This window comes from Kitasatospora sp. NPDC048286, from assembly GCF_043201735.1.
Classification (GTDB): domain Bacteria; phylum Actinomycetota; class Actinomycetes; order Streptomycetales; family Streptomycetaceae; genus Kitasatospora.
Window position 1 is genome coordinate 82,979 of sequence record NZ_JBICZE010000012.1, and the last position, 19,469, is coordinate 102,447.

Below are 19,469 nucleotides of genomic sequence, written 5' to 3' on the forward strand. Positions count from 1 at the left end.
CTCAGCGGGCGTGCGCGGTGCCGCCCTCGGCGGCCATCGCCGCCGCGATCCGGCGGGCCCGCTCGGCCCTCACCCCGGTGGGCTGCGGCGGCAGCACGTCCATCCACAGGGGCAGGGTCGAGCCGCGCAGCTGGGCCACCCCCTCGGGGCGGGCGAGCAACCACAGGTGCAGGTGCGCCGAGCCGTCGCCCCAGCGGTTGACGTGGACCCGGCCGACGCCGCCGAGCGACCGTACGGCCCGCTCCACCCTCTGCAGCATCGGGCCCAGCTGCGCGGACAGTCCGGCCGGCAGGTCCAGCAGGTCGTGGTGGGCGCGCGGCCAGAGGAGCAGGGTGGCGGGCAGGCCGTCCGGCTCGTCGGTGGTGCCGAGCCGCCAGTACTCGTCCGTCCACAGGAAGTCGGCGTCCGGGCGGGCGCAGTCCGGGCAGCTCTCCGGGCCGTCCTCGCCATTGCGGGGCGGCTCCGGCAGCTCGGGCGCGCGCAGTTCCCGGACGGTCAGCTCGCCCTCGTACGGGAAGATCTCCCAGGACGGCGCGCCTTCCGCCGGGAAGGGCAGCGGCTCGCCGATCGGGAGGTGGGCGAGGTAGGCCTCGGGGCCGGCCGGGTCAACGGGCACGGGTTCGTCGATCATGACCGCCGAGGGTGCCACATGACACCCCGTCGGCGGTACCCCCGTCGTGCCCGGTACCGGTCCGGCCGGGTGCCTGCGATCATCGGCGGAGCCGTCGCCGCACCCGCCCGGGAGGTCCCTGGTGAGCCGTCCGTCCGCCGTACCCGGGGCCGCGCTGGCCCGTGAGCTGGCCGCCGTGCTGCGCGGCGAGGTCCGCTTCGGCGCCGCCGAGCGCACCGTCTACAGTCAGGACGCCTCCAACTACCGGCAGTTGCCGCTGGGTGTGGTCAAACCCGCCGACCTCGACGACGTGCGCACGGCACTGGCGCTGTGCCGAGAGCACCGGGTGCCGGTGGTGGCGCGCGGGGCCGGGACCAGCATCGGCGGGCAGGCGATCGGCCCGGGCGCGGTGGTGCTGGACTTCCGCCGCCACCTCGGCGCGGTGCTGGAGCTCGACCCGCAGGCCCGCACCGCGCGCGTCCAGCCCGGCACCGTACTGGACGACCTCCAGCGCGCCGCCGGACCGTACGGGCTGCGCTTCGGCCCCGACCCGTCCACGCACAGCCGCTGCACCATCGGCGGCATGATCGGCAACGACTCCTGCGGCTCGCACTCGCTCGCCTGGGGGCGCACCGCCGACAACGTCGAGCGGCTGGAGCTGCTGCTCGCGGACGGCACCGAGCTGACCGTCGGCGGACGGCTCACCTCCCGGGAGCGCGCCGCGCTCGCCGCGCGACCCGGAAGGGTCGGTCGACTCCATGCCGAGCTGCAGGATTTCACCGACCGCAACCTCGCCGTCATCCGGCAGGGCATGCCACAGCTGCCCCGCCGAACCTCCGGCTACCCGCTGGACGCGCTGCTGCCCGAGCACGGTCACGACCTGGCCCGGGCGCTCACCGGCACCGAGGGCACCTGCGCGCTGCTGCTCGGCGCCACCGTCCGACTGGTCGAGGACCCGCCCGCGCGGGCCCTGGTGGTGGCCGGCTACCCCGACGAGGGCGCCGCCGCCGACGCCGTCCCGGCGCTGCTGCCCCACGGCCCGCTGACCGCCGAGGGCATGGCGGCCGACCTGATCGCCGCGCTGCTCGCCGCCGGGCCCCGCCCGCCCGCACTGGACCGGCTGCCCTCCGGCGAGTGCTGGCTGTTCCTGGAGACCGGCGGCGACACCCCGCTGGCCGCCTACCAGGCCGCCCGCCGACTCGCCGACGAGGTGCGCCGCGAACGCTCGGCCACCGTCGCGCTGGTCACCGACCCGGTCGAGCAGCGCCAGCTGTGGGCCGTCCGGGAGGCGGGCGCGGGGATCGTCACCCGGCTGCCCGGAGGCGGCGAGGCCTGGCCCGGCTGGGAGGACTCCGCCGTCCCGCCCGAGCGGCTCGGCGACTACCTCCGGGACCTGCGCGCCCTGCTGCGCCGGCACAGCCTGCGCGGTGTCCCGTACGGGCACTTCGGCGACGGCTGCGTGCACCTGCGGATCGACTTCCCGCTGGACGAGCCCCAAGGGGTGCTGGTCTTCCGGGAGTTCCTGGAGCAGGCGGCCGACCTGGCGGTCTCGTACGGCGGTTCGCTCTCCGGCGAGCACGGCGACGGACAGGCCAGGGCGGAGCTGCTGCCGCGCATGTACCCACCCGAAGTCATCGGCCTGTTCGGCGAGTTCAAGCGGATCTGGGACCCGGAGAACCTGCTCAACCCGGGCGCCCTGGTCGATCCCCGCCCACTCGACGCCGACCTGCGCTTCGTCACCGCCCCGCGCCGCACACTGCCGCTGGCGCTCCCGTACGAGCAGGACGGCGGCAGCCTGGTCAAGGCGGTGCACCGCTGCGTGGGCGTGGCCAAGTGCGTGGCCCCGGGCAGCGGGGTGATGTGCCCGAGCTACCTGGCCACCGGCGAGGAGCGGCACTCCACCCGGGGGCGGGCCCGGCTGCTCGCCGAGATGCTGCGGGGGGACGCGGTCGCGGACGGCTGGCGCTCGCAGGAGGTCCGCGAGGCGCTGGACCTCTGCCTGAGCTGCAAGGGCTGCGCGAGCGACTGCCCGGTGCACGTCGACATGGCGACGTACAAGTCCGAGTTCCTGTACCAGCACTACCGGCACCGGCCGCGTCCGCTCGCGCACTACTCGATGGGCTGGCTGCCGCTCTGGCTGCGGGCCGTCGCGCTCGCGCCCGGAGCCGCCAACACGCTCGCCCGCTCCCGGGCCGGCGCTCTGCTCAAGCGGCTCGGCGGGATCGACCGGCGCCGGGTGCTGCCGGTCTTCCCGCCGGAGACCTTCACCGCCTGGTACCGGCGGCACCGCGCCGGCGGCGGCGCCCCGGACCGGCCGGCCCCGGCGGACGCCCGGCCGGTGCTGCTGTGGCCGGACACCTTCTCCGAGCACCTCCAGCCGAACGTGCTGCGCTCGGCCGTCGAGGTGCTGGAGCACCTGGGCTTCGACGTCCGACTGCCCTCGGGCCCGGTCTGCTGCGGGCTCACCTGGTACTCCACCGGCCAACTAGACACCGCCCGACGGGTGTTGCGGCGCAGCCTGCGGATGCTGGACGGAACCGGGCTCCCGGCCGACACCCCCGTGGTCGGCCTGGACCCGAGCTGCACCGCGACCCTGCGCGAGGACCTGCCCCGACTGCTCGGCACGGAGGGCCGCCCGCTCGCCGACCGCACCCGCACCTTCGCCGAGTTCCTCGACGAGTACGCCCCCGACGCCCCGCTCCCCCGGATCCGGCTGGACGCCCTCACCCAGACCCACTGCCACCAGCACGCGGTGCTCGGCAGCGCCGCCGACCGCCGGGTGGAGGCCCGGCTCGGGCTGAACAACCGGGTGCTGGAGGCCGGTTGCTGCGGGCTGGCGGGCAACTTCGGCTTCGAGCAAGGGCACTTCGAGGTGTCCGAGGCGATCGCGGAGCGGGTGCTGCTGCCCGAGGTCCGCGCCGCCGGGCCGGAGACGGTGGTGCTGGCGGACGGCTTCAGCTGCCGAACCCAGATCGCCCAACTCGCCGACGGGCGGCAGGCCCTGCACCTGGCGGAGCTGATCGCCCGGGAGCTGCGCCGCTAACGCGCGTGCCCGGCGAGGAAGGCCCCGGCGTGTGCCGCGGCCTCCTCCCGGGTCCGGTGGCCGGTGGCCGCCTCGCCGGCCGCGCCGTCGGCGCCGGTGGCGGTCCAGCGCCAGCCGTCGGAACCCTCCACCAACTCGGCTTCACCACCGAAGAGTTCCAGCGACCCCGGCCGCGTCGCCGGACGACTGACGGCCTCCGGCCACTTCTTCCGGGCGCCCTGCCGGGTGATGCCCCAGACGGCACCGAGCTGCTCGTAGCTGGCACCGTAGGAGCCCGCGGTGGCGGCCGCGCCCGCGGTGAGCCGCTTGACCTCGGCGTCCACCAGCTTCCAGGCGGACAGCACGGAGAGGGCCACCTCGACCGGTTCGGCGTTCCACATCCGCTCCGCGGGCAGGCCGGTCGCGCGGGCGCGCACGGCGGCGGCAAGGGGGTCGAGGGCATCGAGAAGGGCCTTGGCCAGCTCGGCCCGTTCCTCATGGGTGATCTCCGCGATCGTCATGGCGACAACTTTAGTTACCGGATCCGATTTCGACAACAAAAGTTACCGACGAAGCCGATCCCCGAGTGACGGGCTCGAACCCCGCCGCTCCGGCGCGAAAGGGATCCCCGAGGAGAGCCCCCGCCGGCCGACCACCAGGGCCTCCCCCAGGAAGCCCACGCCGATCGACAGCTGGACCGGCCGGGCGTCCGCAGCCAGGCCGAAGTGCGCGGCGAGCGCGGCGAAGCCGGCCATCAGGGCCAGCGACAGCGCCGCCACGAGGAAGGTCCACCCGGTGTAGCGCTGCCAGAGCACTCCCTCCCGCTCGTAGACCCGTACGGTCGCGCCGCGCGCCGCCCCCAGCGCGACGCCGAGCGCGGCGCCCGCCACGATCCATCCGTAGTCGGCCGCACCGAGGCCGTGCCGCTGCGCGAGCGCCCAGACGCCGAGGCCGGTGAGCACCAACGGCGGCGCGAAGAGGTCCCGGGCGTTGAGCGGTTCGCCGCGCAGCCGCCGGATCACCACCGCCACGACCACGGCGGCGATCAGCCCCACGTGCACCCAGCCGTTCATTCCCGCTCCCCCAAGTTTTGTAGCTCGACCGTGCTAAATCAGCAATTTAGCTCGCCCGTGCTATAACGGCAACATGCCGAAGATCGTCGACCCCGCCGAGCGCCGCCAGGCCGTCGCCGACGCCGTACTGCGCGTCGCGGCCCGCGAAGGGCTGGAGCACGCCTCACTGCGCAACGTCGCCGAGGAGGCCGGACTGGCCGTCGGCTCCGTGCGGCACTACTTCGCCGGCAGCTCGGAGCTGATGATCTTCGCGATGGGCGAGCTGGCCCACCGGATCGAGGCCCGCATCCGCGTCCACGCCGCCGCCCTGCTCGACCCTGCCGCCGCCGGGACCGACCGGCGCGAGCGGACCGCCCGACTGCTCGCCGAGACCCTCCCGCTGGACGCCGAGCGCCGGGAGGAGTCCGCACTCTGGCTCTCCTTCGTCACCGCCGCCCGCACCCGGCCCGGCCTGCGACCCCGCGCCGCCGAACTGCAGGCCGGACTCGACGACTTGGTCAGCCGCATCCTCGCCGAGTCCGCACGCGCCGGCGGCCTGGCCCCCGGCCTCGACCTCGACCTCGAGACCCGCCGACTCTCCGCCCTGCTGGACGGCCTCGCCCTCCAGGCCGTCCAGCACCCCGACCTGGTCGGCCCGGACGAACTGCGCGGGGTGCTGCGCCGCCACCTCGACACCCTTGCCGCACCGCACTCCTGACGGAACGTCGACTCCCCCGGCACAATGGCGCGATGACCCTCACCACCGCCGACGCGGACAAGCTGTTGACCGAGCACTTCGCCCCCTGGGTGCGGGACCTGGGGCTGTCGACCGTCGAGACCGGCGAGCGCCACGCCGTACTGCGGCTGCCCTGGACCGACCGGCTCGCCCGCGAGGGCGGCGCGCTGTCCGGCCAGGCGCTGATGGCCGCCGCCGACACGGCCTGCGTGATCGCCCTCTCGGCGGCCCGCGGCGGCTTCGGCCCGATGACCACCGTCCAGCAGTCCACCACCTTCCAGCGGGCCGTGCTCGCCCAGGACGTCCTGGTGCACGCCCGGATCACCAAGCTCGGCCGCCGGATCGCCTTCCTCGACATCACCCTCATCCCCGAGGGCGCCGAAAGCCCCGAGGACACCGGCGACCCGGCCGCCCACGCCACCGCCGTCTACGCCCTGGGGTGACCCGACCACCACCCGGGTGTCACACCGCCGTGCCCGCCGGTGTCCTCATGCCGCCAGGTCATCGGGACCCCGTCATCGGACACAGTGGAGCGCACACATGAGCAAGGTCTGGTTCGTCACCGGTTCCTCCCGCGGCCTCGGCCGCGCCTTCGTCGAGGCGGCCCTGTCCCGCGGCGACAAGGTGGCCGCGACCGCCCGCGACACCTCACGGCTCGCCGACCTGGTCGCCGCCCACGGGGACGCGGTGCTCCCGCTCCCGCTGGACGTCGCCGACCGGGACGCCGTCCACCGCGCCGTCCAGCGGGCCCACCGGCACTTCGGCCGGCTCGACGTCCTCGTGAACAACGCCGGCTACGGCCTGTCCGGCGCCGTCGAGGAACTCTCCGAGGAGCAGCTGCGCGACCAGCTGGACACCAACCTGTTCGGCCCGCTGCGGGTCGTCCAGGCCGCACTGCCCCTGCTGCGCGCCCAGGGCTCCGGGCACATCGTCCAGATCTCCTCGGTGGCCGGCGTCGCCGCGTTCCCGCTCGGCGGCGGGTACTGCGCCTCCAAGTGGGCCCTGGAGGGCCTGAGCGAGACGCTCGCCCAGGAGGTCGCCGGGTTCGGCGTCAAGGTGACCGTGGTCGAGCCGGGCAGCTACGCCACCGACGCGGTCGCCTCCGCCGTACGCGCCGAGTCCGACCCGCACTACGACGGGCTGCGCGCGGCCTTCGCCGCCCACGCCGCCTCACTCGATGTCGGCGACCCGGCCGCGGCGGGCCGGGCCCTGCTCCGGCTCGTCGACGCCGAGCGGCCGCCGCTGCGGGTGTTTTTCGGCACCCAGGGCCAGCCGATGCTCCAGCAGGTCTACGCCGACCGGCTGGCCGGCTGGGCCGAGTGGGCCGAACTCTCCGTCGAGGCGCACGGCCCCGCCGCCCCGGCCGCCTGACCGGCACGACCGCGACCGTGGCTCCACCCCGGCGGGGGCCGGGGCGGGGCCACGGCCCACGTTTGCACGACGGTGTCAGCCCTGGGCGATCAGCCCTGGGCGGCCCCCGCGGGCGCCTCCTCCGCGCAGACCGCCGCCACGAACTCGGCCACCCGCGCCTGCGGCAGACCGCGTGCGATGTCCGCCTCGCTGATCATGCCGACCAGCTTGTGCTCCGGGTGGTTGATCACCGGCAGCCGGCGCACCTGGTACTGCTCCATCACCCGCAGCACCTGCTCGCAGTCCTCGTCCGCCTCCACCGTCATCGGCCGCCCCTGAGCCAGTTCGCCCGCCGTCACCGACGCCGGGTCGCGACCCTCGGCGACGCAGCGCAGCACGATGTCCCGGTCGGTCAAGATCCCCAACAGCTTGTCGCCCGGCCCGCAGATGGGCAGGGCGCCCACATGGCGTTCCCGCATGATCCGGGCGGCAGCCGCGAGCGTCTCGTGCTCGCGGATGCACTCCGCGCCCGGGTGCATGATGTCGCTGGCTATGGTCATGGTCCGCCTCCTGACCTGGCTTCCCTTCCCACGTCCATCGTGGTCCGGGTGGATCGCCGACGCCACCGGGGCCGTCCCGCCCGTCCCGCCCGGGCGGTGTGCTCAGCCCCCTCCGCCCGGCCCGGTGGCCTCGTCCGGCTCGACCCGACCGTCCGGCGACTCCGTACGGTTCAGCGGCGAGCGATCCAGCACCTCCTCCAGCGGCGGGAGTTCGTGCCGGGGCTGGTCCGGTTCGAGCTCCTCCTCCGGGACCTCGCCGCTCTCCACCGCGTCCTCCGCGGCCTTCGCCCCGGCCGCGGCCGCGGCGGCCGTGAGCAGGTTCCGCTGCTGGACCTCCGTCGCGCTGTCCAGGAAGCGCAGCAGCTCCACCGGGAAGGGCAGCACCAGCGTCGAGTTCTTCTCCGCGGCCACCTCCACCACGGTCTGCAACAGCCGCAGTTGGAGCGCGGTCGGGGTCGCGCTCATCACCGCGGCGGCCTCCGACAGCCGCTCCGAGGCCTGGTACTCGCCGTCCGCGGTGATGATCCGGGCCCGCCGCTCCCGCTCGGCCTCCGCCTGCCGGGCGATCGAACGCTTCATCGACTCCGGCAGCGCGACGTCCTTGATCTCCACCCGGTCGATCTCGATGCCCCAGCCCAGCGCCGGGCTGTCGATCATCAACTCCAGCCCCTGGTTGATCGGTTCCCGGTTGGCCAGCAGGTCGTCCAGCTCGCTCTTGCCGATGATCGAGCGCAGCGAGGTCTGCGCGACCTGGGAGATCGCGAAGTTGTAGTCCTGCACGTTGACGGTGGCCTTCACCGGGTCCACCACCCGGAAGTAGACCACCGCGTCCACCCGCACGGTCACGTTGTCCCGGGTGATGCCCTCCTGCGCCGGGATCGGCATCGTCACGATCTGCACGTTCACCCTGTGCAGCCGGTCCGCGACCGGCATCAGCGCCACCAGCCCGGGATCGCGCACCTCGTCGCGCACCTTCCCGAAGCGGAACACCACGCCCTTCTGGAACTGCTGGACGACCCTGATGCTCGTGATCGCCCAGATCGCCCCCAGCCCGGCGAGCCCCGCGAGGGCACCCAGCACCGAATCGACGATCATCGCGGCCTCCTTGCGGCCTGCGCGCACACCGGCACGTCCGGCCGCCGCCGACCCGGACCGGCCGGGGACCGCCGGAGCAACTGATTCCACGCTACGCCTGCCCGGCTCGGGGCCGGAACGAACGTCCGGGAGCCCCTAGGATCTCGGCCATGCCGACCGTGGCCGCACCCTCCTCCCCCGCCGACGACCCCGACGACCCCCGGCACCCCGCCGAGGCGGCCGCCCGGGCCGGCACGCTCGCCGCGATGGACCGCGTCGTCACCGGCTGCCGGGCCTGCCCGCGCCTGGTCGAGTGGCGCGAGGAGACCGCCCGCACCAAGCGCCGCGCCTACCAGGACTGGGACTACTGGGCCCGCCCCATCCCCGGCTTCGGCCCCCCGGACGCCCCGCTCGTCCTGGTCGGCCTCGCCCCCGCCGCCCACGGCGCCAACCGCACCGGCCGGATCTTCACCGGCGACCCCTCCGGCGACCTGCTCTACGCCGCCCTGTACGAGCTCGGGTTCGCCAACCGCGCCGAGTCCGTCCGCCACGGCGACGGACTGGAGCTGTCCGGCGTCCGGATCACCGACCCGGTCCGCTGCGCCCCGCCGGACAACAAGCCCAGCACCGCGGAACGCGACACCTGCCGGCCCTGGATCAGCCGGGAGCTGGAGCTGATGCGCCCCACCGTGCGCACCGTCGTCGCCCTCGGCGGCTTCGCCTGGCAGGCGATGCTGCCGGTGATCGCGGACGCCGGCTGGCAGGTCCCGCGGCCCCGCCCCGCCTTCGGCCACGCCGCCCTGGCCACCTTCCCGGCCCGCGACGGCGGCCCGGAGCTGCGGATGTACGGCTGCTACCACGTGAGCCCCCGCAACACGAACACCGGTCGGCTGACCACCACGATGCTCCGCGACCTGCTGCGCGAGGCGGCCCGCTCGGCCGGGCTCGACCCCCGGTAGCCCCAAGCGCCGCCGCGCCCGCAGGTGCACCCGGGCGCCGACCGACCACGACACCGCAAGGCGCGCCTGTGCCCCGGGGCACGCCGCCCGGGCGCTAGCCGAACCGGGCCAGCTTGCGCTTGCCCGCCCGCCGCCAGACGTCCGGCAGCCGTCGCCGGGCGGCTTCCTCGGTGACCAGCTGGCGGCCGTACAGGACCCCGTAGCCGAACGGCTCGCCGCTGCCCGCCGCGCGGGCGGCGAGCGCGCCGGCGGCGACCACCGCGTCCTGGTGCTCGCCCAGGACGTCCTGGACGGCCTTCATCCGCCGCGCGTAGCGCTCGGCCCGGGCGCCGATCGCCGCGGCGGCGGTCTCACCGGCGTAGCGGGCGCGCTTGGCCGCCTTGCGGGCCTCGTGGAGGGCGACGGCCCGGTCCGCGGGCGCGGCGGCGAGGGCGGTGCGGACGCGCTCGGCGGTGCGGTGCTGCTCGCGGGCGGCGATCCGGGAGAGCTCCGGGACTGCGCTGCGGGCGGCGCGCGGTCGCAGCGGCGGGTCGGCGAGCAGGGTGGTGAGGGCCTCGCCGAGGGCGCGGCGGCGGGGGCTGTCGAGGGCGGCGACCACCTCGGGCCACACCTCGCGGTACTCGGCCCGGCCCCACCGCTCCAGCGCGGCGGCGACCCGCTGCGGCTCGCACTCGGCGGGCAGCTCGCGGGCCTCGGCGGCCAGTCGCTCGGCCAGCACCTCGCGGTCCCGCGCCGCGCCGAGGGCGGCGGCGAGCCAGCGCAGGTCGGTGACCAGCTCGTCGGTGGCACCGGGGGTGAAAAGCCGTCGGAAGGTCCGCAGGGCGCTGCGCAGCCGGCGGCAGGCGACCCGCATCCGGTGCACGGCGTCCGGTTCGTCCGCCCGGACGGCGTCGTCCAGTCCGGCCAGCTCCGCCGTCTGCGCCTCGATGCGGGCCAGCAGCACCTCCCCCACCGTGGGCTCGGGTCTCGCCATGCGTGCTCGCCCCCTCGTCGGGTCAGCGGGAACGTCTTCCAGGCTAATCCGCGGACGGCCGCTGTCGACCGGGCGGCAGCCCGGCGAGTGACCCCCGGCCGAACTCGTGGCCGACCTCGCAGGCTACTGAGCGCGCGTCAGCCGCACCAGGGACCTACGGGCCCTCGTGCCGGGCACGGACCCCATGACATACTCCGGAGCGTGACGACCTCCTCCCCCACGACCAGGGCCCTGCGGGCCGCGGTGTTCACCGCGCTCGCCGTGCCCATGGCCGCGCTGGGCCAGGTCGTCATCACAGGCCGCCCGCTGCCGCTGACGCTGGTGGCCTCGGCCGGTGCCGTCGTCTTCCTGGTCGCCGCCGTGCTGGCCGGCGGGGAGCGGCGGATGCTGCACATCTCCGGCGTGATGGTGCCGGTCGAGCTGCTGCTCAACACCACGTTCAACCTGGGCCAGGCCGGCTGTTCGCCGGTGCTGACCGGTCAGGTGCCCGCACGCGGGGTGAACCTGCTGGTCTGTGGTGGCGGTTCGGTGGACGGCTCACTGCTGGCAGGCCCGCTGGGCCACGCCGGGCAGCTGGCCCCCGCCGCGACCCAGCTGCTGCTCCTGCTGGTGCACGTGGTGATCGCCCTGGCCGCCTCGGCCTGGCTGCGGATGGGCGACGCCGCCCTGTCGGGTCTGGCCCGGGCGCTGTGCGCACTGCGCCAGTCGCTGGCCGCCCCGCTGCACGCCCTGGTCGTCCTGCTGGTCCCGGCTCCGGTGCGTCCGGTGCTGCGGGTGCCGCTGCCGGAGTCGGACCGTGCCCGGCCGCGCCGCGAGGACGTGGTGCTGAGCCCGGCGCCCCGGCGTGGCCCGCCCGCCTTCGCGCCTGCCTGCTGATCACCTCTCCCGGCTGATCCCCTCTCCGGGCTGATCACCCCCGTACCCGGCCGAACGGCCCCGGTACGCCCGCAGGCAGTGCGCACGACTCCCGCGTTCACCGACCCCGCCGCACCCGGTGTGGCTCCCCGCGCGCACCCGCGCGCCGCGTACAGGAGTTGACTTCCCCATGTCGCAGGACAAGAACAAGAAGCGCGTCAGTGCCCGTGAGCGGATCCAGGAGGCGCAGCGCCGCGAGAAGCAGGCCGCCAAGCGCCGTCAGCGGATCGTGGTGACGGTCTCCGCCGTCGTCGTCCTGGCCCTCGCGGGCGGCGTGGCCGTCGCGATCGGCTCGGCCTCGGACAAGAACGACAAGTCCTCCGCGGCCGCCTCGGCTCCGCTGGTCGTGCCCGCCAACGCCTCCGGCCCGAACGGCACGGTGATCACCTACGGCAAGGCGGACGCCCCGCACACCATGGAGATCTACGAGGACTTCCGCTGCCCGGTCTGCAAGCACTTCGAGGCGGCGAACGGCGAGACCGTCAAGAAGCTCACCGAGGACGGCCAGATCAAGGTGAACTTCCACCTGGCGGCCTTCCTGGACAAGAACCTCGGCGGCAAGGGCTCGCGCACCGCGCTGGCCGCCGTCGGCGCCGCGCTGAACGAGGGCGTGGACCAGTTCAAGGCGTTCCACGACGTGCTGTACGCCAACCAGCCGGACGAGCGCGAGGACGGCTTCGGCGACGTCAACCACATCCTGGACCTGGCCGGCCAGGTGCCGGGCCTGAAGACGGACGCCTTCGTGAAGGCGGTCACCGACCGGACCTACGCCCCGTGGGCGGCCAAGGTCTCCGACGCGTTCAACGACAGCGGGGTGACCGGCACGCCGACCGTCAAGGTCGACGGCAAGCAGATCAACCTGTTCGCCGGCAACGCGTCGGTCTCGCCCGAGCAGTTCACCGCGCAGGTGAAGCAGGCCGCCGGCCTCCAGTAGGCCGCGGCCCCGCACGTACGGCACCACCCGGCCCGGCCGAACTCCCGGCCGGGCCGGCTCCTCCCAGCCAGCCACCGGAGTGTGCTGCCATGTCCGCCGCTACCATCGTGCACCCGCCCCGCTCCGCCCCTGACGACGCCCGCCGGGCCCCGGTCGCCGCCGGCCGGGCCTACGCCTTCCTGCTGTTCCTCGGCGGGCTGGTCGGGCTGGCCGCCTCGGCCGTCCTGACCTTCGACAAGCTCCGCCTCCTGGAGAACCCCTCCTACGTCCCGAACTGCAACATCAACCCGATCATCAGTTGCGGTTCGGTGATGCGCACCGAGCAGGCGGAGGTCTTCGGCTTCCCGAACCCGCTGCTCGGGCTGGCCGCCTTCGGCGCGCTGGCGGCGATCGGCGCGGGGCTGGTCGCCGGTGCCGCGTACCGTCGCTGGTTCTGGCTGGGGCTGAACGCGGGCACCGCGGTGGGCGTGGTGTTCGCGCACTGGCTGATCTACCAGGCGCTGTACGACATCGGCGCGCTCTGCCCGTACTGCATGGTGGTGTGGGCGACGGTGGTGGTGGTGTTCTGGTACACCACGCTGCACAACCTGCGCTCGGGCGTGATTCCGGTGGGCCCGGGGCTGCGGACGGCCGTCCGGGAGGCGGCCCGGTACCACTGGGCGCTGCCGGTGCTGTGGGCGGCGGTGATCGCGCTGCTGATCCTCAACCGGTTCTGGTACTACTGGAGCACCCTCCTCTGACCGGCCCTCACCCGACGTACCCGTGCGAGTGCAGCAGCGCGGCGGCGCCGGTCCGCCGGGCCTCCAGGGCCCCGGTGAGCCGGCGCGCCGCACCGGGCTGCAGCAGGACGGCCGCCTGGGCCGGGGTGAAGTACCCGTGGTCGGCGATCTCCTCGGCCTGGGCCCGGATCACCGCGCCGGCCGCGACCGTTCCGCCGTCGAACATGAACTGCACGGCGGGGTGGGCGTGTTCGCCCTGGTCCGGGATCGCGTCGCGCCACTCCACGACGAGCAGCCGCAGCGGGCCGGCCAACAGCCCCGTCTCCTCGTACAGTTCGCGGGCCGCGCACTCGGCGGGCCCCTCCCCCGGGTCCATCCCGCCGCCGGGGAACTGCCACTGGTCGCGGTAACTGGCCTTCAGCAGCAGGACCTTGCCGGCCTCGTCGGTGAGCAGCACACTGCACCCGACATAGGCGCGCACCAGCCCGGCAAGCCACTCCTGCTCCGAGAGTGCCCAGGTGTCCGTCATCGCGCCTCCTCCGCCGACTGCCGCCCTCGGAGGACAATCTGCCGCAATCCCCCTCCACGAAACGGCGGTTCGCGCCGAATCCACCCGAATGAGTGCCGCCGGCTTGCCTCGGACGCGCGTCAGCCGAACACGGCCCGCCGGAAGTCGTTGCGCAGTTCGGTGAGCCGCTCGGTGCCCCGGTCGTAGTGCACCTTGTTGGTGAGCAGCAGGGCCCAGCGGCCGAGCCGCCGGGAGACCCAGAAGCCGGTGCCGGTGAAGCCGTAGTGGACGAAGGTGCCCTCGGCCGGGTCGGTGCCGGGGGCGTACAGCCAGGACAGGCCGCGGGCGGGGAGCAGGCCGCCGGTCTGCTCGCGCAGCGACTCGTCGATCCACGCCCCGCCCCAGCGGAGCCCGGGCGGCGGGGCGAGCACCGCGGTGAGGAAGCGGGCGAGGTCGCGGGCGGTGGAGAAGGCCCCGGCGTTGCCGGAGACCCCGCCGAGCAGCCGGGCGGAGGGGTCGTGGACGACGCCGCACAGGTGGGTGCCGGCCGCCTCCTGGTACTCGGTGGGCGCGGTACGAACGGCGAGCGCCGCGTCGAGCGGGCCGTAGCGGGTGTCGGCCATGCCGAGCGGCACCCAGACCAGGCGCGCGGCGAGCTCGTCCAGCGGCGCGCCGCCGAGATCCTCCACCAGGTGGGCGAGCAGGACGGCGGCCCGGTCGGTGTACTCGACGGCCGTGCCCGGCGTCCGGTGCAGCGGCGCGGCGAGGACCCCGGCCCGGATCGCCGCGGGCTCCCGCCCGTAGAGCTGCTCGAAGCGGGTGTACGGGAGCATTCCCGCGGTGTGGGCGAGGAGTTGACGGGCCGTCACAACCCCGGCGGGGCGCCCGGCGGCCGGCGGCCACCAGCGGCCGAGCGGTTCGTCCAGCGGAAGTCGGCCGGACTGCCACAGCACCCCGGCGCAGGGCCAGAGCGCGACGACCTTGGTGAGGCTGGCGAGGTCGTACAGCGTGTCCGGCCCGGGCCGCAGCCGCGCGTACGGGCCCTGCCCGAGCACGCCGTGGGCACCCCCGCCGAGCGTGCCGCCGGCATCGCCGACGGCCCAGACGGCGCCCGCCCCGACGGTGCGGGCGCCGTCCCCGACCAGCCGGTCCAGCTCCCCGCCGGGCGCGGCCAGGCCGGGGAGCCGGTCCGCTCCGGGTGCCTTGGGTCCAGGTGCTCGCTGACTCATCCGTCCCCTCCTCGGCCCGGGCCGAGGGAAGCCTTCCCCACGCGGCGGGGGCTCAGACCGCCGGAGTCAGCTCCTTGCCGAGGCAGATGCTCTGCGGGTGGTCCTTGTAGATGCCGAACTTCCGGATCGCGGCGTAGCCCTCGGACTGGTAGAGCGCGACGGCCTCGGGCTGCTCGGTGCCGGTCTCCAGGACGAAACGGCCCCGCCCGGCCTCGATCGCGGTCCGCTCCAGGCGGCGCAGCACCGCGCGGGCCAGGCCGCGGCCGCGGGCCTCGGGGATCACGAACATCCGCTTCACCTCGGCGTCACCGTCGCGCAGGTCGTCCGGGCCGGCCTGCTTGGCCCGCCAGCCGCCGCAGGCGACCGGGCGGCCGTCCAGGTAGGCGATCATGAACAGTCCGGCCGGCGCCTCGAAGTCCTCGGGGTGCATGACAGTCTCGTCCGGGTCGCCGTAGCGGCGCACGTACTCCTGCTGCACCTCCGCCGACAGGGCCTGGGCGTCGGGGTGGGCGTAGCCGGTGATGCGGAACTCGACGGTGCCGATGTCCCGGGTGGTGCTGGTGCTCATGGTCGAAGAGCCTACGGTCCCCGCTCAGCCGACCTCGAACCGGGCGACCAGGTCGTCCTTGCCGAACATCCGCGCGGTGTCCACGGCGCTCGGGGCACCGGCCCGCGGGTCGGCGCCGCCGGCCAGCAGGACGTCGAGCACGTCCGTGGCGCCCTTGAAGACGGCGCCGGCCAGCGGGGTCTGGCCGTGGTCGTTGGCGAGGTTCGGGTCGGCGCCGTGCCGGAGCAGCTCCGCCACGGTGGCGGCGTGGCCGTGGTAGGCGGCCAGCATGAGCAGGGTGTCGCCGCGACCGTTGGTCAGGTCGGCCGGGGCGCCGGCGTCCAGGTAGGCGGACAACGTGTCGGTCTCCCCGGCCCGGGCGGCGTCGAAGAGCTTCCCGGCGAGCGCGATCACCTCGGCGTCGGGGGCGTCGGCGGGCTGCTGGCTGGCGGCGTCGGTCATGGCGGCGGCCTTTCCGGTCGGGTCGTCGGACGGTTCGGGACTGCGCCCAGGGCACGGTAACGGCCGGTGCCGGGGCGGACCAGCGGGCGTCCGGAATCCGGATGACGGCCCGCGACCGCCACGACACGCGGCCGCGCGCGTTGCGCAGCCATTCGAGCGAACTTCCCGGACCCCCCGGAAACTTCCCGCCCGCCGCCCGGGAATGTCTCGGCACACCGAATCCCCGCGACGCCCGGCCCCCACCCCGGCCGGTCCGCATACCGCCGCCCGGCCGCCGGAACGGTATTGAACGGCAGAACCACCCATTTGCACCGTTCCATCATCTATTACTTTTTGTCACGATTAGTGCACTTTCCGTAACACCCCCGCTTGTCCCCCCTTCCTGAGGAGCGGAACGTGATCCTCTCGATTTCCGGCATCGTCCTGTTCGGCACCATCGCCTTTCTCTTCTTCCGCCGGGACGGACTAAAGGTCTCCCACGCCATCGTCTGCTCCCTCCTCGGCTTCTACATCGCCGGCTCCTCGATCGCGCCGAGCATCACCGCGGGCGGCGCCAGCCTCGCCAGCCTGCTCAGCGGCATCAAGTTCTAGCCCCGTCCTCCCCCGTACCGGCCCGGGCGCGGATCCCACCGCCCCGGGCCCCGTCGGTCCCCACCCGCGCCACCCCACCCGTCCCACCGCCCGGGGAGTCAAGGAATGCCGCTCCACCGCAACTTCAGCAAGGGCCGCGCGATCGCCCGGACCGCCGGGGACCACGCCTCCGACATGTTCGCCCCGCTCTCCGTCATCGGCCGCGGCCTGCGCCACCACGTCGACTGGGCCAAGGCCCGCTGGCAGGACACCCCGAAGGATCGCCGCGGCCCGACGCTGTTCCTGACAGCCGCCATGCTGATCGGCGTCTACCTGCTGCCGCACGGCCTGCTGTTCGCCCTGATCGCCCTGATGGCCAGCGCCGCCTGGGCCGGCCGGACCCCCAAGGCGGCGCCCGCACCGCCCGCACCGAACGTCGCCGACGTCAAGCTCGCGGCCCTCTACGCGGCGCTCACCCCGTACCTGTGCGGCCCCGAGGACGCCAACCCGCTGTACCACTTCGCGGGCAGCCACAAGAACGCCTTCAGCGCGTGGGAGTTCGACGGCGAGGGCCGGCTCGCCCGGCTGGACATGAGCTACCCGGCCTACTTCACCGACACCGAGCCGACCGCCCGGGCCCGGATCGAGCAGGTGGTCCAGGGGAAGGCCGGTCGGGCCCGCGAGTACCGCTTCGACTGGGACGAGGAGTCCAACCGGCTGCGAATCACCGCGCTCGCCCCGCTCCCCGCCGACATCGCCGCCCAGCGCTTCGTGGCCGCGCCCGGCGAGATCGTGCTGGGCTTCACCGACGAGGACGGCACCGCCCGGACCATCCCGGTCATCCGGCGCGGTGCCACCGTCCAGCAGCCGCCGGTGGTCTGGCGCACCGGCCCGCGCTCCTCCGAGCCGCACCTGCTGGTGCTCGGCGTCACCGGCTACGGCACCTCCAGCCTGCTGCGCTCGGTCGCGCTCCAGGCCCTCCCGTACGCCGACCTGGTGGTGGTCGACGGTGCGGGCACCGGCGAGCACGCCTGCCTGGTGAACCGGCCCGGCGTGCACACCGTGGAGACCAGCCTGCACGGCGCGCTCGCCGCCCTGGACTGGGCCGTCGGCGAGACCGAGCGCCGGCTGGCCGCGCTCAACGCCGCCCGGCATGCGGGCAGCGCCCCGCCCGAGGACGCCACCCGGCCGCTGTGGCTGCTGCTGGACCACCCGACCGAGCTGAGCGAACTCGCCCGGGCCGAGGGCCGCCCCGACCCGCAGGACCTGCTGGAGCTCCCGCTGCGGCACGGCCGGGCCGCCCGGGTCACCGTGGTGGTCGCCGACGACCTCGACGCCCGGGACCGGATCACCGCCACCGTCCGCGCCACCACCCGGGCCCGGGTGGTGCTCGGCCCGGCCGGCCCCGACGAGGCGCACGACGCGCTCGGCGCGCCACTGGACATCGCACCCGCCGCCCACGCCCCGATCGGCCGCGGCTACGCCCGGATCGGCAACGGCGCCCCCGTCCGGCTCCAGGTGCCCGCCACCATCGACCCACTGGACGACGAGGCCCCGGCCCCGCTGCGGGACGCGGTGATCGCCCTGCTGCCGCACCGGGACACCCGCACCGAGGCCGCCGCCGTGCCGCCCCGCCCGGAGCACCCGCCGACGGTCCCCGCGGCCGACCCGGCCGCCGCGGCCCACCCGGTCGAGCTGGCCAAGGGCGAGCCGATGATCCGCTCACGGCCGATCTCCTGACCGCCGGGCCGACCCGCCTCCCGGAGCCGGTTCTCCGGCCTCCGCCCGGGGGGCGGCCCTCGCCGTCGAATCCCGGCCCGGTAGGCTCGTCACGGAAAGCCCGCACGATCACCAGATGTGAAATAGGTGACACCTAGGGTGATATCACCGGCCAGATGTGACAAATCGGGCGCAGGTGGGTACAAACAGGGGCGGCACTACAGACGACGCATGTCCCGGGACGGGAATCTTCGTCGGAAGCCGAGCGTTGACCGAACGACGAAGAACAGCGACCACTAGTCCTGTGGGCCATAAGCCCGGGAGGCACGATTCATGAGCGAGCGAGCTCTCCGCGGCACGCGACTCGGGGCCACTAGCTACGAGACCGACCGTGGTATCGATCTGGCTCCCCGCCAGACCGTCGAGTACGCATGTCAGAACGGACACCGTTTCGAGGTTCCTTTCTCGGTCGAGGCGGAGATCCCCGCGACCTGGGAATGTCGCTTCTGTGGCCAGGAGGCGGCGCTTCTCGACGGCGACGAGCCGGAAGAGAAGAAGATCAAGCCGACGCGCACCCATTGGGACATGCTGATGGAGCGCCGGACGCGCGAGGAGCTGGAGGAGGTGCTGGCCGAACGGCTGGCCGTGCTCCGCTCCGGTGGGATGAACCTCGCGGTACACCCGCGGGACACCCGTAAGAGCGCCTGACACCTCGCTCCCGCCCCGAGCGGGAGGACGCGAAAAGGGACCCTGGTCACCAGGGTCCCTTTCGCGTTGTCCGACCGGTCCGCTGGCCGGTCCCGGTCCGTTGTCCGACCGGTCGGCTGCCCGGCACGGGCCGGGAGCCGTCGCCGGGCGAAGGACGGGCCGCCCGGGGCGGCGTGCGCCCCGGGCGGCCCGGTGGGAACGGTCGGATCAGCCCGAGATCGGCGGGCGGTAGGTGGTGTCCGGGCCCTGCGGGCCGCGCGGGCCGGATTCCTGGTCCACGACCTCGCCCTGGATCACCTTGCCGTCCGGACGGTGGATGCGCAGCTGCTCCTGGAGCCGCATCGCGTCCGCGAGCGGGTCGGTGCCGGCCGGCGGGGCGCTGCGCAGCGCCTTGTCCGCGACCCGGCGCCCGACCGCCCGCCACAGCGCCCGGGTGGGCGGGAAGAGCAGGGTCAGGGCGACCAGGTCCGACAGGAAGCCGGGGACGATCAGCAGCACGCCGGCCAGCACCGTCATGCTGGTGCCGGTCTGCGGCTGCTCGGACTGCGGGTTCTTGCTCTGCTCGACCGCCGCCGAGAACGCCTTCAGACCGGCCCGCTTGATCAGCGAGCCGCCGATCAGGGCGCCCCCGACGAGCAGCAGCAGGACGGTGAAGCCGCCCAGCCACGAGCCGACCTGGACCAGCAGCCAGATCTCCAGCACCAGCCAGGCGGTGATCAGCAGCGGCAGCACCCGGCGGAGCCTGCTACGCGGGGCCGGACGGGTGGGGGTAGCTTGCTGGGTCACGGTACGAATCCACTCCAGGCGGTGCTCTGCGCGCCG

Annotated in this window: 22 protein-coding genes; 11 read left to right on the forward strand and 11 right to left on the reverse strand. The window is 74.5% G+C overall.

Annotation, left to right across the window (positions count from 1 at the left end; genetic code table 11):
• Position 1 precedes the first annotated feature (1 nt).
• Complete coding sequence (locus ACGF13_RS27370; protein WP_392879870.1) at positions 2-631, reverse strand: hypothetical protein; 630 nt, start codon at positions 629-631, stop codon at positions 2-4.
• Between the two features lie 121 nt (positions 632-752).
• Between ACGF13_RS27370 and ACGF13_RS27375 the strand changes: the two genes are divergently transcribed.
• Positions 753-3,653: an FAD-binding and (Fe-S)-binding domain-containing protein gene (locus ACGF13_RS27375; protein ID WP_392879872.1), complete on the forward strand. Its 2,901-nt coding sequence runs from the start codon at positions 753-755 to the stop codon at positions 3,651-3,653.
• On the opposite strand, the gene ACGF13_RS27380 is transcribed toward ACGF13_RS27375, so the two are convergent.
• Complete coding sequence (locus ACGF13_RS27380; protein ID WP_392879874.1) at positions 3,650-4,153, reverse strand: hypothetical protein; 504 nt, start codon at positions 4,151-4,153, stop codon at positions 3,650-3,652. The genes ACGF13_RS27375 and ACGF13_RS27380 overlap by 4 nt on opposite strands.
• A 42-nt stretch (positions 4,154-4,195) precedes the next feature.
• On the reverse strand, positions 4,196-4,705 hold the full coding sequence (locus ACGF13_RS27385; RefSeq protein ID WP_392879876.1) for a DUF1453 domain-containing protein: 510 nt from the start codon (positions 4,703-4,705) through the stop codon (positions 4,196-4,198).
• A 73-nt stretch (positions 4,706-4,778) separates the two neighbouring features.
• Here ACGF13_RS27385 and ACGF13_RS27390 point away from each other — a divergent pair, with 73 nt between their 5' ends.
• The 3 genes from ACGF13_RS27390 (at position 4,779) to ACGF13_RS27400 (ending at position 6,791) form a co-directional block, all read left to right on the forward strand.
• Positions 4,779-5,402: a TetR/AcrR family transcriptional regulator gene (locus tag ACGF13_RS27390; RefSeq protein ID WP_392879879.1), complete on the forward strand. Its 624-nt coding sequence runs from the start codon at positions 4,779-4,781 to the stop codon at positions 5,400-5,402.
• A 32-nt stretch (positions 5,403-5,434) separates the two neighbouring features.
• Positions 5,435-5,863 carry a PaaI family thioesterase gene (locus tag ACGF13_RS27395; protein WP_392879881.1) on the forward strand — a complete coding sequence of 143 codons (429 nt, stop codon included), beginning with the start codon at positions 5,435-5,437 and terminating at the stop codon, positions 5,861-5,863.
• A gap of 97 nt (positions 5,864-5,960) precedes the next feature.
• Positions 5,961-6,791 carry an SDR family NAD(P)-dependent oxidoreductase gene (locus ACGF13_RS27400; protein WP_392879884.1) on the forward strand — a complete coding sequence of 277 codons (831 nt, stop codon included), beginning with the start codon at positions 5,961-5,963 and terminating at the stop codon, positions 6,789-6,791.
• A gap of 89 nt (positions 6,792-6,880) precedes the next feature.
• Here the strand turns inward: ACGF13_RS27400 and ACGF13_RS27405 are convergent, their stop codons facing one another.
• Together ACGF13_RS27405 and ACGF13_RS27410 are read right to left on the reverse strand one after the other, a co-directional pair.
• Positions 6,881-7,330, reverse strand: a complete 450-nt coding sequence (locus tag ACGF13_RS27405; protein WP_392879887.1) for a CBS domain-containing protein — start codon at positions 7,328-7,330, stop codon at positions 6,881-6,883.
• 102 nt (positions 7,331-7,432) lie between these two features.
• Positions 7,433-8,425, reverse strand: coding sequence for a slipin family protein (locus ACGF13_RS27410; RefSeq protein WP_392879889.1), 993 nt, complete (start codon positions 8,423-8,425; stop codon positions 7,433-7,435).
• A 149-nt stretch (positions 8,426-8,574) separates the two neighbouring features.
• Here ACGF13_RS27410 and ACGF13_RS27415 point away from each other — a divergent pair, with 149 nt between their 5' ends.
• Positions 8,575-9,363: a uracil-DNA glycosylase gene (locus ACGF13_RS27415; RefSeq protein ID WP_392879891.1), complete on the forward strand. Its 789-nt coding sequence runs from the start codon at positions 8,575-8,577 to the stop codon at positions 9,361-9,363.
• A 94-nt stretch (positions 9,364-9,457) separates the two neighbouring features.
• Here the strand turns inward: ACGF13_RS27415 and ACGF13_RS27420 are convergent, their stop codons facing one another.
• Positions 9,458-10,336, reverse strand: a complete 879-nt coding sequence (locus ACGF13_RS27420; protein WP_392879893.1) for a CHAD domain-containing protein — start codon at positions 10,334-10,336, stop codon at positions 9,458-9,460.
• Positions 10,337-10,537: 201 nt separating this feature from the next.
• Between ACGF13_RS27420 and ACGF13_RS27425 the strand changes: the two genes are divergently transcribed.
• From ACGF13_RS27425 to ACGF13_RS27435, 3 genes are all read left to right on the forward strand, one after another.
• Positions 10,538-11,212 (forward strand): hypothetical protein, encoded by a 675-nt coding sequence (locus ACGF13_RS27425; RefSeq protein ID WP_392879896.1) that lies wholly within the window; start codon positions 10,538-10,540, stop codon positions 11,210-11,212.
• A 169-nt stretch (positions 11,213-11,381) separates the two neighbouring features.
• Complete coding sequence (locus ACGF13_RS27430) at positions 11,382-12,185, forward strand: DsbA family protein (RefSeq protein ID WP_392879898.1); 804 nt, start codon at positions 11,382-11,384, stop codon at positions 12,183-12,185.
• Between the two features lie 89 nt (positions 12,186-12,274).
• Positions 12,275-12,925, forward strand: coding sequence for a vitamin K epoxide reductase family protein (locus ACGF13_RS27435; RefSeq protein ID WP_392879900.1), 651 nt, complete (start codon positions 12,275-12,277; stop codon positions 12,923-12,925).
• Positions 12,926-12,932: 7 nt separating this feature from the next.
• Here the strand turns inward: ACGF13_RS27435 and ACGF13_RS27440 are convergent, their stop codons facing one another.
• From ACGF13_RS27440 to ACGF13_RS27455, 4 genes are all read right to left on the reverse strand, one after another.
• Positions 12,933-13,433: an NUDIX domain-containing protein gene (locus ACGF13_RS27440; protein WP_392879902.1), complete on the reverse strand. Its 501-nt coding sequence runs from the start codon at positions 13,431-13,433 to the stop codon at positions 12,933-12,935.
• Between the two features lie 119 nt (positions 13,434-13,552).
• Positions 13,553-14,641: a serine hydrolase domain-containing protein gene (locus ACGF13_RS27445; protein WP_392879904.1), complete on the reverse strand. Its 1,089-nt coding sequence runs from the start codon at positions 14,639-14,641 to the stop codon at positions 13,553-13,555.
• A 52-nt stretch (positions 14,642-14,693) separates the two neighbouring features.
• Positions 14,694-15,209 carry a GNAT family N-acetyltransferase gene (locus tag ACGF13_RS27450; protein ID WP_392879906.1) on the reverse strand — a complete coding sequence of 172 codons (516 nt, stop codon included), beginning with the start codon at positions 15,207-15,209 and terminating at the stop codon, positions 14,694-14,696.
• A gap of 24 nt (positions 15,210-15,233) precedes the next feature.
• The gene (locus ACGF13_RS27455; RefSeq protein WP_392879909.1) at positions 15,234-15,650 is read right to left on the reverse strand and encodes an ankyrin repeat domain-containing protein; all 417 of its coding nucleotides are present in this window, start codon (positions 15,648-15,650) and stop codon (positions 15,234-15,236) included.
• A 396-nt stretch (positions 15,651-16,046) separates the two neighbouring features.
• Here ACGF13_RS27455 and ACGF13_RS27460 point away from each other — a divergent pair, with 396 nt between their 5' ends.
• The 3 genes from ACGF13_RS27460 to ACGF13_RS27470 all read left to right on the forward strand — a co-directional run bounded on the left by ACGF13_RS27460 (position 16,047) and on the right by ACGF13_RS27470 (position 18,647).
• Positions 16,047-16,241, forward strand: a complete 195-nt coding sequence (locus tag ACGF13_RS27460; protein WP_392879911.1) for a hypothetical protein — start codon at positions 16,047-16,049, stop codon at positions 16,239-16,241.
• Between the two features lie 105 nt (positions 16,242-16,346).
• Entirely contained in the window at positions 16,347-17,960 is a 1,614-nt protein-coding gene (locus tag ACGF13_RS27465; RefSeq protein WP_392879913.1) for a hypothetical protein, read from the forward strand.
• Positions 17,961-18,272: 312 nt separating this feature from the next.
• Positions 18,273-18,647, forward strand: coding sequence for an RNA polymerase-binding protein RbpA (locus ACGF13_RS27470; protein WP_049655293.1), 375 nt, complete (start codon positions 18,273-18,275; stop codon positions 18,645-18,647).
• A 207-nt stretch (positions 18,648-18,854) separates the two neighbouring features.
• Here the strand turns inward: ACGF13_RS27470 and fxsA are convergent, their stop codons facing one another.
• A complete protein-coding gene (fxsA, locus tag ACGF13_RS27475) occupies positions 18,855-19,433 on the reverse strand; it encodes an FxsA family membrane protein (RefSeq protein ID WP_392879915.1) in 579 nt (192 codons plus the stop codon).
• Positions 19,434-19,469: the final 36 nt, after the last annotated feature.

What these genes read in the sequence shown, in the direction of transcription:
- ACGF13_RS27415 (WP_392879891.1), top strand. Translation starts at nt 8,575, where the DNA reads ATGCCGACCGTGGCCGCACCCTCCTCCCCCGCCGACGACCCCGACGAC.
- ACGF13_RS27405 (WP_392879887.1), bottom strand. Translation starts at nt 7,330, where the DNA reads ATGACCATAGCCAGCGACATCATGCACCCGGGCGCGGAGTGCATCCGC.
- ACGF13_RS27445 (WP_392879904.1), bottom strand. Translation starts at nt 14,641, where the DNA reads ATGAGTCAGCGAGCACCTGGACCCAAGGCACCCGGAGCGGACCGGCTC.
- ACGF13_RS27395 (WP_392879881.1), top strand. Translation starts at nt 5,435, where the DNA reads ATGACCCTCACCACCGCCGACGCGGACAAGCTGTTGACCGAGCACTTC.
- ACGF13_RS27410 (WP_392879889.1), bottom strand. Translation starts at nt 8,425, where the DNA reads ATGATCGTCGATTCGGTGCTGGGTGCCCTCGCGGGGCTCGCCGGGCTG.
- ACGF13_RS27435 (WP_392879900.1), top strand. Translation starts at nt 12,275, where the DNA reads ATGTCCGCCGCTACCATCGTGCACCCGCCCCGCTCCGCCCCTGACGAC.
- ACGF13_RS27455 (WP_392879909.1), bottom strand. Translation starts at nt 15,650, where the DNA reads ATGACCGACGCCGCCAGCCAGCAGCCCGCCGACGCCCCCGACGCCGAG.
- ACGF13_RS27385 (WP_392879876.1), bottom strand. Translation starts at nt 4,705, where the DNA reads ATGAACGGCTGGGTGCACGTGGGGCTGATCGCCGCCGTGGTCGTGGCG.
- ACGF13_RS27380 (WP_392879874.1), bottom strand. Translation starts at nt 4,153, where the DNA reads ATGACGATCGCGGAGATCACCCATGAGGAACGGGCCGAGCTGGCCAAG.
- ACGF13_RS27465 (WP_392879913.1), top strand. Translation starts at nt 16,347, where the DNA reads ATGCCGCTCCACCGCAACTTCAGCAAGGGCCGCGCGATCGCCCGGACC.
- ACGF13_RS27370 (WP_392879870.1), bottom strand. Translation starts at nt 631, where the DNA reads ATGATCGACGAACCCGTGCCCGTTGACCCGGCCGGCCCCGAGGCCTAC.
- ACGF13_RS27470 (WP_049655293.1), top strand. Translation starts at nt 18,273, where the DNA reads ATGAGCGAGCGAGCTCTCCGCGGCACGCGACTCGGGGCCACTAGCTAC.
- ACGF13_RS27450 (WP_392879906.1), bottom strand. Translation starts at nt 15,209, where the DNA reads ATGAGCACCAGCACCACCCGGGACATCGGCACCGTCGAGTTCCGCATC.
- ACGF13_RS27420 (WP_392879893.1), bottom strand. Translation starts at nt 10,336, where the DNA reads ATGGCGAGACCCGAGCCCACGGTGGGGGAGGTGCTGCTGGCCCGCATC.
- ACGF13_RS27440 (WP_392879902.1), bottom strand. Translation starts at nt 13,433, where the DNA reads ATGACGGACACCTGGGCACTCTCGGAGCAGGAGTGGCTTGCCGGGCTG.
- ACGF13_RS27400 (WP_392879884.1), top strand. Translation starts at nt 5,961, where the DNA reads ATGAGCAAGGTCTGGTTCGTCACCGGTTCCTCCCGCGGCCTCGGCCGC.
- ACGF13_RS27430 (WP_392879898.1), top strand. Translation starts at nt 11,382, where the DNA reads ATGTCGCAGGACAAGAACAAGAAGCGCGTCAGTGCCCGTGAGCGGATC.
- ACGF13_RS27390 (WP_392879879.1), top strand. Translation starts at nt 4,779, where the DNA reads ATGCCGAAGATCGTCGACCCCGCCGAGCGCCGCCAGGCCGTCGCCGAC.